This window comes from Pseudomonas sp. CM27, assembly GCF_013179515.1.
In the GTDB taxonomy this organism is placed as follows: Bacteria; Pseudomonadota; Gammaproteobacteria; order Pseudomonadales; family Pseudomonadaceae; genus Aquipseudomonas.
Map to the genome: position 1 here is coordinate 24,937 of NZ_JABMCN010000021.1, position 8,246 is coordinate 33,182.

Annotated in this window: 7 protein-coding genes and 1 pseudogene; 6 read left to right on the forward strand and 2 right to left on the reverse strand. The window is 63.9% G+C overall.

From position 1 onward, the window contains the following. The coding region (locus HP547_RS04660; RefSeq protein ID WP_172285620.1) for a PAS domain-containing protein at window positions 1–978 on the reverse strand (978 nt) is incomplete at its 3' end. A gap of 455 nt (window positions 979–1,433) precedes the next feature. Here HP547_RS04660 and HP547_RS04665 point away from each other — a divergent pair. From HP547_RS04665 to HP547_RS04680, 4 genes are all read left to right on the forward strand, one after another. Next, complete coding sequence (locus HP547_RS04665; RefSeq protein ID WP_172230613.1) at window positions 1,434–2,744, forward strand: C4-dicarboxylate transporter DctA; 1,311 nt, start codon at window positions 1,434–1,436, stop codon at window positions 2,742–2,744. A 44-nt stretch (window positions 2,745–2,788) separates the two neighbouring features. Beyond that, on the forward strand, window positions 2,789–3,493 hold the full coding sequence (locus tag HP547_RS04670) for an FCD domain-containing protein (protein WP_172230616.1): 705 nt from the start codon (window positions 2,789–2,791) through the stop codon (window positions 3,491–3,493). Window positions 3,494–3,509: 16 nt separating this feature from the next. Continuing rightward, on the forward strand, window positions 3,510–4,178 hold the full coding sequence (locus tag HP547_RS04675) for a GntR family transcriptional regulator (RefSeq protein ID WP_172230619.1): 669 nt from the start codon (window positions 3,510–3,512) through the stop codon (window positions 4,176–4,178). Window positions 4,179–4,415: 237 nt separating this feature from the next. Continuing rightward, on the forward strand, window positions 4,416–5,474 hold the full coding sequence (locus HP547_RS04680; RefSeq protein ID WP_172285621.1) for a hypothetical protein: 1,059 nt from the start codon (window positions 4,416–4,418) through the stop codon (window positions 5,472–5,474). A gap of 21 nt (window positions 5,475–5,495) precedes the next feature. On the opposite strand, the gene HP547_RS04685 is transcribed toward HP547_RS04680, so the two are convergent. Further along, window positions 5,496–5,924, reverse strand: coding sequence for a PACE efflux transporter (locus HP547_RS04685; protein WP_172230627.1), 429 nt, complete (start codon window positions 5,922–5,924; stop codon window positions 5,496–5,498). 98 nt (window positions 5,925–6,022) lie between these two features. Here HP547_RS04685 and HP547_RS04690 point away from each other — a divergent pair, with 98 nt between their 5' ends. Next, window positions 6,023–6,901, forward strand: coding sequence for a LysR family transcriptional regulator (locus tag HP547_RS04690; RefSeq protein WP_172285622.1), 879 nt, complete (start codon window positions 6,023–6,025; stop codon window positions 6,899–6,901). Between the two features lie 142 nt (window positions 6,902–7,043). Further along, window positions 7,044–8,246 (forward strand): annotated as a pseudogene (mcpA, locus tag HP547_RS04695) (methyl-accepting chemotaxis protein McpA); the annotation flags it as partial.

Below are 8,246 nucleotides of genomic sequence, written 5' to 3' on the forward strand. Positions count from 1 at the left end.
GGCCGCGCCACTGGCATCGGCCACCTGGCTGCCCTGCGCCGCCAGCAGGTGCGCGGTGTGCGCCTCGGCGGCAGTCAGCTGTACGTGGTTGGCCACCTGGCCGATGGAAACAGCCATCTGGTTCATCGCCGTGGCGCTGAGGTCGGTTTCGGCGCGCTGGTCCAGCAATGCCGCTTCGGTGCCGCGTGACAATTGCCCGGCATCATGGGCGGCCACGGCCATTTGCCCGGCCAGGTCGCTCAAGCGGGTCAACGCGGTTTTCAGCCGTGCCTCCTCACTGATCAGCATCACTTGCAGTTGCCCCGCAGCACCTGGCAAGTCGCTGTAGGTCAAGGCTGCGACCGGGTCGGCGAAGGTGCCCTCGGCGCCCTGCACAACCTGCTGCAACTGCCGTCCGACGGCGTTGCGCGCCCACAAGCCGTAGGCCAGGAACAGGCCCGCTGCAAGGCCCTGCCCCGGAAAGCCGGGCCACAGCTGGTTGGCACCCACCGCCAGCAGCCCACCCGCCAGTGGCAAGGCCAGGGCCTGAGCCAGCGAGCCCAGCCGGTGCGCTGCCGACAAGGCCGGTTGGCCGTTGCGCAGCCGAGCATACAGGGCCTCGGCGCGGGCCACCTGCTCACGTGTGGGGCACACCCGCACCGACTCGTAGCCAACCACCCGCCCGCCTTCGAGGATGGGGGTGACGTAGGCGTTGACCCAGTAGTAGTCGCCGTTGCGGCAGCGGTTCTTGACGATGCCCATCCAACTCTTGCCGGCCTTCAGGTAACGCCACATCAGCGCATACACCGCCGGTGGCATGTCCGGATGGCGCACCAGGTTGTGCGGGCTGCCGATCAGTTCGGCCTCGCTGTAACCGCTGATGGCAGTGAATTCGGGGTTGCAGTAGGTGATCAGGCTGGCGGTATCAGTGGCGGAAATCAGCCGCTGACCAGGGGGGAAACGTTGCTCGACCGGGGTGACCGGGAGGTTGAGGCGCACGATGAGACTCCATTCATTTGAACGCCAGGCGCCAGCTTGGGGCGGGGTCGGGAGGATTTTCCCGCAAACGGCCCGTTGCTGACTGCCCGGTCGGGCGCGGATTCTACGATTTCAGCCACATAATGCAAATAAACCTTACGAATCATGGCGTTATCAAAAAAGTCGAGGCTGGCTCGGCGATTGGCAAGCGGATTGCAACCTGCAACCAGGCTCCGGCCATGCCCTGAACTGTTTTCTGTGCATTCCGATTGCGGTGCGCACCGAACTAGAGCCTGGTGGGCCGAGTTGCCCCACAACTGGTCAGACCGGTAAGGCCAAAAAGCCTTGCAATCTCGGATTTTTCGCGCTTTTATGGCCTGGCGCTGAACAAACCGGTAAGACCACAATAATTAAGTCCTGCGCTCTTTCGCCCCGTGCGGCTACCGAAGCAAGGACACCGATCAGAGATCACTTCCATGCTCAAATGGTGCTCGCGTTCGATATTCCTGCAAGTCGTGCTCGGCCTTGCCCTCGGCATTGCCTGCGGCCTCAGCTTCCCCGACCTTTCCTTGCAACTCAAACCCCTCGGCGACGGCTTCATCAAGCTGATCAAGATGTTGATCGGCCTGATCGTGTTCTGCGTGGTGGTCAGCGGTATTTCCGGCGCGGGTGACCTGAAAAAGGTCGGGCGCATCGGCTTGAAATCGGTGATCTATTTCGAAGTGCTGACCACCATCGCCCTGGTGATCGGCTTGATCTTCGCCTTCAGCAGTGGCATTGGCAGTGGTGCCAACATCCACCTGGAGCAGCTGTCCAGCGCCGATGCCAGCAGCCTGGCCGAGCGTGGCCAGCACATCCACGGTGCCACGGCGTTCTTCATGGACCTGATCCCCACCTCGGTGATCGGTGCCTTTGCTGACAACAACATTCTGCAGGTGCTGCTGTTCTCGGTGCTGTTCGGCAGTGCGCTGAACCTGGTCGGGGACTCGGCCGCCGGGATTTCGCGGTTGATCAACGAACTGAGCCATGTGATCTTCCGGATCATGGGCATGATCGTGCGCCTGGCGCCGATTGGCGTATTCGGCGCCATCGCCTTTACCACCAGCAAGTACGGCCTGGAGTCGCTGCAGCACCTGGGTGGCCTGGTGGCACTGTTCTACCTGACCTGCGCCGGTTTCGTCCTGGTCGTGCTGGGCACGGTGATGCGCCTGTCGGGCCTGAAGCTGTTGCCACTGATCAAGTACCTGCGTGAAGAGCTGACCATCGTCCTTGGCACCGCGTCCTCCGACGCCGTGCTGCCACAAATCATGCGCAAACTGGAGCACCTGGGCATCGGCAGCTCCACCGTCGGCCTGGTTATCCCTACCGGCTACTCGTTCAACCTTGACGGCTTCTCCATCTACCTGACCCTGGCCATCGTGTTCATTGCCAACGCCACTGGCACGCCGCTGGAAATGACCGACCTGCTGACCATCCTGCTGGTGTCGTTGGTGACTTCCAAGGGTGCTCACGGCATCCCAGGCTCGGCCTTGGTGATTCTTGCCGCCACCTTGACCGCGGTACCGGCGATTCCGGTGGTCGGCCTGGTGCTGGTGCTGGCGGTGGACTGGTTCATGGGCATTGGCCGTGCGCTGACCAACCTGATCGGCAACTGCGTCGCCACCGTGGCCATCGCCCGCTGGGAGAAGGACATCGACCTTGAACGTGCGCAGAACGTGCTCGACGGCAAGCTCGGCTTCGCCCCCACGCCGCGCAAACAGCCCAATGTCCATCAACAGGAATTCTGAGTGAACGTGGCCGGCACTGATGCCGGCCCTTCCAGGAGCGAACCGTGATCAGCTCATCGACCGTCGTCAACTCAGTGGTGGAAAAGCTCCGCCAGGCCCTGGCCCGTGGCCAATGGCGCAGCGGCGACATGCTGCCGGGCCAGCGCGACCTGGCCGAGCAACTGGGTATCAGCCGCCCAAGCCTGCGCGAAGCGGTGACCGTGCTGGAAACCCAGGGCCTGGTGCGCTCGTTGCCGGGCAAAGGCGTGCTGGTGCTGGATGCCGACGCCGCCGCCCAGGAGCCGGGCCTGGAAACCAGCGCCGCAGCCAGCCTGGCCGATGTGCTGGAGCTGCGCTACACCCTTGAACCGTTCATCGTCGGGCTGGTGGCGCAATCAGCCAATAGCCAGGATATCGGCCAGTTGCGCCTGACCCTGATGGACATGCGCGAAGCGCTGGAGGCCGATGACAGCGAAGCCGGGGTCTCGGCCTACATCGCCTTCCATCAGGCGCTGTTCGCCCTGACCACCAACCCGATCTTCCAGAGCGTGGTGCAGCAGACCGGCAATGCCCTCAAGCAAAGCGCCGACATGCTGCGCAACTCGCCCGAACACCTGGCGGCCCGGCTGAAAGAAAACGAAGCCGTGGTACGTGCCATACGTGAACGCAACAGCGCCCAGGCCAGTGCCCAGATGCGCCAGCACATCCTGGCCGAAGGGCTGCGCATGGGCATAGCGCTGAACATCCCGGACGAACACCCGCATCCATGACCCCAGGAGAGCGACCATGAACGCCGCCCCCCACTTGCCTGCCCTGCTTGCGGCAGGCGAAACCCGCCTGTCGGCCGAGCAGATCTACCCGCGGCTGTTCGATGCCATTCTCGAACAACGCCTGCCGCCTGGCAGCCTGCTGCCCGAACAGGCGCTGGGCCATGCCTTTGGTGTCAGCCGCACCGTGATCCGTCGCGTGCTGGGGCGCCTGTCCGACCAGCAGGTGGTGGTGCAGCGCCCCAGCCACACCGCACACCTGGCCGCACCCGACCCGGACCAGGCGCGCCAGGTGCTCAGCGCCCGGCGCCTGGCCGAAACCACGCTGATCACCCTGGCAACCCAACGCGCCCGGCCGGCGCAGGTACGCCAGCTACGGCAACTGGTGGAGCGTGAGCGCCAGCATCATGAGAGCGGCGAGCGTTGCGCGGCGATCCGCCTGGGCGGGGAGTTTCACCTGAAACTGGCGCAGGTGGCCGCCAATGCGCCACTGGCGCGGTTTCTGAACGGTTTGGTGCCGATGACCTCGCTGATCATCGCGCGCTATGAGTCACCGTGCTGTGACCACTGCGCGTGGGAAGAGCATGCGGCGATCATCGATGCTGTGGAGCAAGGCGACGCCGAAGCGGCATTGGGGCTGATGCACAGGCACCTGGACCGCCTGGAAGAAAAGCTCGACCTGGGATGACCCATTCACAATCCAGCTACTTGTGTAGGAGCGGCCTTGTGTCGCGATGGGCCGTAACGCGGCCCCGGCAATATCTGCTGCGCAGCTGAGAGCCTGGGGCCGCTTTGCGGCCCATCGCGACACAAGGCCGCTCCTACAGAGGGAACGCGTCGGGCAGGCGATGGGCTGCGCAGCGGCGACTGCAACCCCACCCTATACTCCGAGAACCACCCCAGCCTCTACCAGGGAGGCGGTTGCGTGAGTTCTCGTATCCCTCTGCTGTTGTGCCTGCTGCTGGCGCTTGTCGCCTGCGCGGGCAAGCGCCCGCCTGCCCCACCACCGCCGGCGGTGCTCACCCCCGACGCCTGGCAACGCATCGACCAGGATCTGATCGATGCCTCGGCCGGCGCTGCGGGCTCGGCCAACGACTATGCCCGGCGCTCGATGCGGGTGTGGAAGGAGCAGGTGCAGCAACGCACCGAAAGCGACTTCATCCCTTGGTTCACCGGCTACTGGACCCAGCAGTGGCTGACCTTGAAAGTAGCCTGGTACAAGCTTGACAGTGGCAAGGGCCGGGAGCCTGCAGAAAAGCGCCTGGCGCTGTACCTGCAGGAGCAGTACCACGAGCGGGTGATCGAGCCGGTGGCCGAGCAGATCAACCCGGAGGGTATTCGCGACCGTGCCTGCGAGCTCTATCTGCAACTGCTCGGCCAACAGCTACCGGCCATCACCAGCCGCTACAACGCGCCGCCCGAGCAGTTCAGCCAGCGCCTCAACCGCATCCCCGCCATCAACCTGGGGCCGCCGGACGCACGCAATGCCAGCCTGTATCAGCTGCTGCGGGCCCAGTCGCTGGACCAGCAGCCGGCCTGGCAAGCCATGCGCCAGCATTTGCATCAGCAGGCCAGCAAAGGCCCGGGTAACACCGATGTGGGTTTGAGTTCGGTGGCCACCCAGGCCAGTGAGAAGCTTGGGGCTACCCTGGCCCCGCGGGGCATCGCCAGTGCCGTGGCGTCAGCGGTGGGCAAGGTGGCGGGTGCTATGATCTCGATTGCGGCGGCGGGCTACGGGATGATGACCCATGATCGCGAGCAGCCGCAGATGGTCGAGCAGCTGCGGGTGATCCTCAACGTGGCGTTGAACCAGGAATGGCAAGAGCTGATGGAAAACCGCCAGAGCGGGGCCATGGCGGGCGTGTATTACCTGTCGGGGCAGGTTGAGGACAGTTTGCTGGCCAGTGCACCACGGCCGCTTGAGCAGCCTGTGGAGCAGCCGGTGAAGCAGCGGCAGGAGCCTTTGATCATCCGCCTGCCTTAGCGGTTGCCTGTGCCGGCCCGATCAGGCCGAGGCCAGGGCCGAATTTGGCAACCCGAACATCCGGTCGAACGCCCAGTTGTAGGCAAAGGTGTAGCAAGGGATCAGCACAATGAACGCCATGTCCACCAGCAACGCCTCGACCAGCGTCATTCCGAGCCACCAGGCGATCAGCGGGATCAGATACACCACCAGGGTCAGCTGAAAGCCGATGGCATGCGCCACCCTCCGCGCCACGCTGCGCCCACGCTTGGCCTGGCGGCTCTCCCAGTACTCGAAGAGGGTGTTGTAGATCAGGTTCCAGAGCATAGCGATGGTAGTGATCATCACCGCCAGCGGCCCGGTATGGGAGGCCTGGGTATCCGCCAGGTAGGCCAGCCCGAGGGTCGACATGCACAGCCCGATCAGTTCATAGAAAGTCACGTAGACCAGTTTGCGTTTCATTCCCTGCATCGGGAGTTTCCTCTGAATGACAAAAGCGGTGCGATAATGCTTCACGCTGCTTGACAGCAAAAGTCAGCAGCTGTCAGATCTACTGACAGGAGCCTGACATGAATTTTTCCAGCGACAACATCCAGCTGTTTCTCGCCGTGCTTGACCGCGGTTCGTTTTCTGCCGCCGCACGAGCCCTGCAGCGGGTGCCGTCCGCCGTGAGCATGGCTATTGGCAACCTTGAGGCCGAACTGGGTTACAGCCTGTTCGAGCGTGGCTCGCGTGAAGTTCGGGCTACAGCACAAGCGCTGGCCCTGGAGCCACACGCCCGACTGATTGCCGAACAGCTGGGGCTGCTGCAGGCACATGCCCTGGAATTGTCGCAGGGGCTGGAAAGCAGTCTGACGCTGGCCGTGGTGCCAGACATCGACCACCGCCCGCTGCTGGCAGCCATTGCCCGCCTCGGTGAGCGTCACCCGTTGCTGGACATCGCCCTGCTCAGCGCCCCGCAAGAGGAAGCCTTGCAGTTGCTGGACAGCGGCCGCGTAGACCTTTGTGTAGCCTTTGCCGGCCTGCAGGTCGATGCCCGGCGCGGCTTTCAGCACATCGGCATGGAGTCGCTGGTGGCAACTCTGTCGCCGGCCCACCCCGCCCTGCGCGAGGGGCGAATCCAGTACCTGGAGGACCTGACCCGGGTGCGGCAGATCCTGGTACGCAGCCGTGACCTGCCACTGACTGACCCGCGCCCGTTGATCGGCGCCACGCACTGGTCTACCGACAGCTTCGACCTGGCCCTGCAGATGGTCGAAACCGGCCTGGGCTGGGGCGACCTGCCGTCGTCGCGGGTAGCGCCGCTGATCGCCAGGGGGCGCCTGGTACGTCTGGATTTTCGCAATACACGCAATGAACTCCAGTTACCAGTGCACATCTTCTGGCGCAAACAACAGCCGCTGCAGCAGGCCGCACGCCTGTTGATCGAACAACTGGGCAAGCCATGATTACCGTCTGTCGAAACGCCTGTAAGAAATTTCTGTAGGCGCTTCAATATTTTACCCCTTGAGCCGATATCCCGGTCGATAGGCCCCGCAATGCGTCATGAGCGCGCTGCGCCCTCCCCTCATTGGCTCAAGGTCTCGAAACATGAACCTGAAATTTCGCCACAAGATCCTGCTCAGCGCCTGCGGCGTCGTGGTCCTGGCATTTGCCCTGTTCACGCTCTACAACGACTACCTGCAACGCAACACCATCCGCCAGAACATCGAAGCCTCGGTGGAGCAATCCGGTGCCCTGACCGCCAGCAGCGTGCAGAACTGGATGAGCGGGCGCATCCTGGTGCTGGAAAACCTGGCCCAGGACATCGGCCAGCAAGGCGCCGGCGACACCTTGGCCGGCCTGATCGAGCAGCCTTCCTACACGCGTAATTTCCTGTTCACCTACCTGGGCCAGGCCAACGGTGTGTTCACCCAGCGCCCGGATACCCAGATGCCCGCCGGTTACGACCCGCGCCAGCGCCCTTGGTATGGCGCCGCAGCCAGCGCCGGGCAGACGGTGCTGACGGCCCCCTACCAGGGCGCGGTCGGCGGCCTGATGGTAACCATCGCCACGCCGGTCAAGAGCAGCGACAATGGCCAGCTGATCGGTGTGGTCGGTGGCGACGTGACCCTCGACACCCTGGTCGAGATCATCAACTCGGTCGATTTCGGCGGCATCGGCCACGCCTTCCTGGCCGACAGCAATGGCCAGGTGATCGTCAGCCCGAACAAAGACCAGGTGATGAAAAACCTCAAGGACATCTACCCGGGCAGCAACCTGCGGGTTGCCGCCGGCATGCAGGATGTCACCCTCGATGGCCAGGACCGCATCATCTCCTTCGCCCCGGTGGCCGGCCTGCCATCGGCGCAGTGGTACATCGGCCTGTCGATCGACAAGGACAAGGCTTACGCCGCGCTCAGCCAGTTCCGCACCTCGGCGATCATTGCCATGTTGATTGCCGTCGCGGCCATCGCCGGCCTGCTCGGCCTGCTGATTCCGGTACTGATGAGCCCGCTGACCACCATGGGCCGCGCCATGCGCGACATCGCCGAGGGCGAAGGCGACCTGACGCGTCGCCTGGCCGTGCAGAACAAGGACGAGTTCGGCGAACTGGCGACCTCGTTCAACCGCTTTGTCGAACGGATCCATGCGTCCATCAGCGAAGTCTCATCCGCCACCCGCCTGGTGCATGACCTGTCGGAGAAAGTGGTCAGCGCCTCCAACGCGTCGATCAGCGGCTCTGAAGAGCAGAGCATGCGCACCAACAGCGTGGCTGCGGCAATCAACGAACTGGGTGCCGCCACCCAGGAA

Coding starts and splice junctions, on each gene's coding strand:
- HP547_RS04685 (WP_172230627.1), bottom strand. CDS start 5,924: ATGCAGGGAATGAAACGCAAACTGGTCTACGTGACTTTCTATGAACTG.
- HP547_RS04690 (WP_172285622.1), top strand. CDS start 6,023: ATGAATTTTTCCAGCGACAACATCCAGCTGTTTCTCGCCGTGCTTGAC.
- HP547_RS04675 (WP_172230619.1), top strand. CDS start 3,510: ATGAACGCCGCCCCCCACTTGCCTGCCCTGCTTGCGGCAGGCGAAACC.
- HP547_RS04665 (WP_172230613.1), top strand. CDS start 1,434: ATGCTCAAATGGTGCTCGCGTTCGATATTCCTGCAAGTCGTGCTCGGC.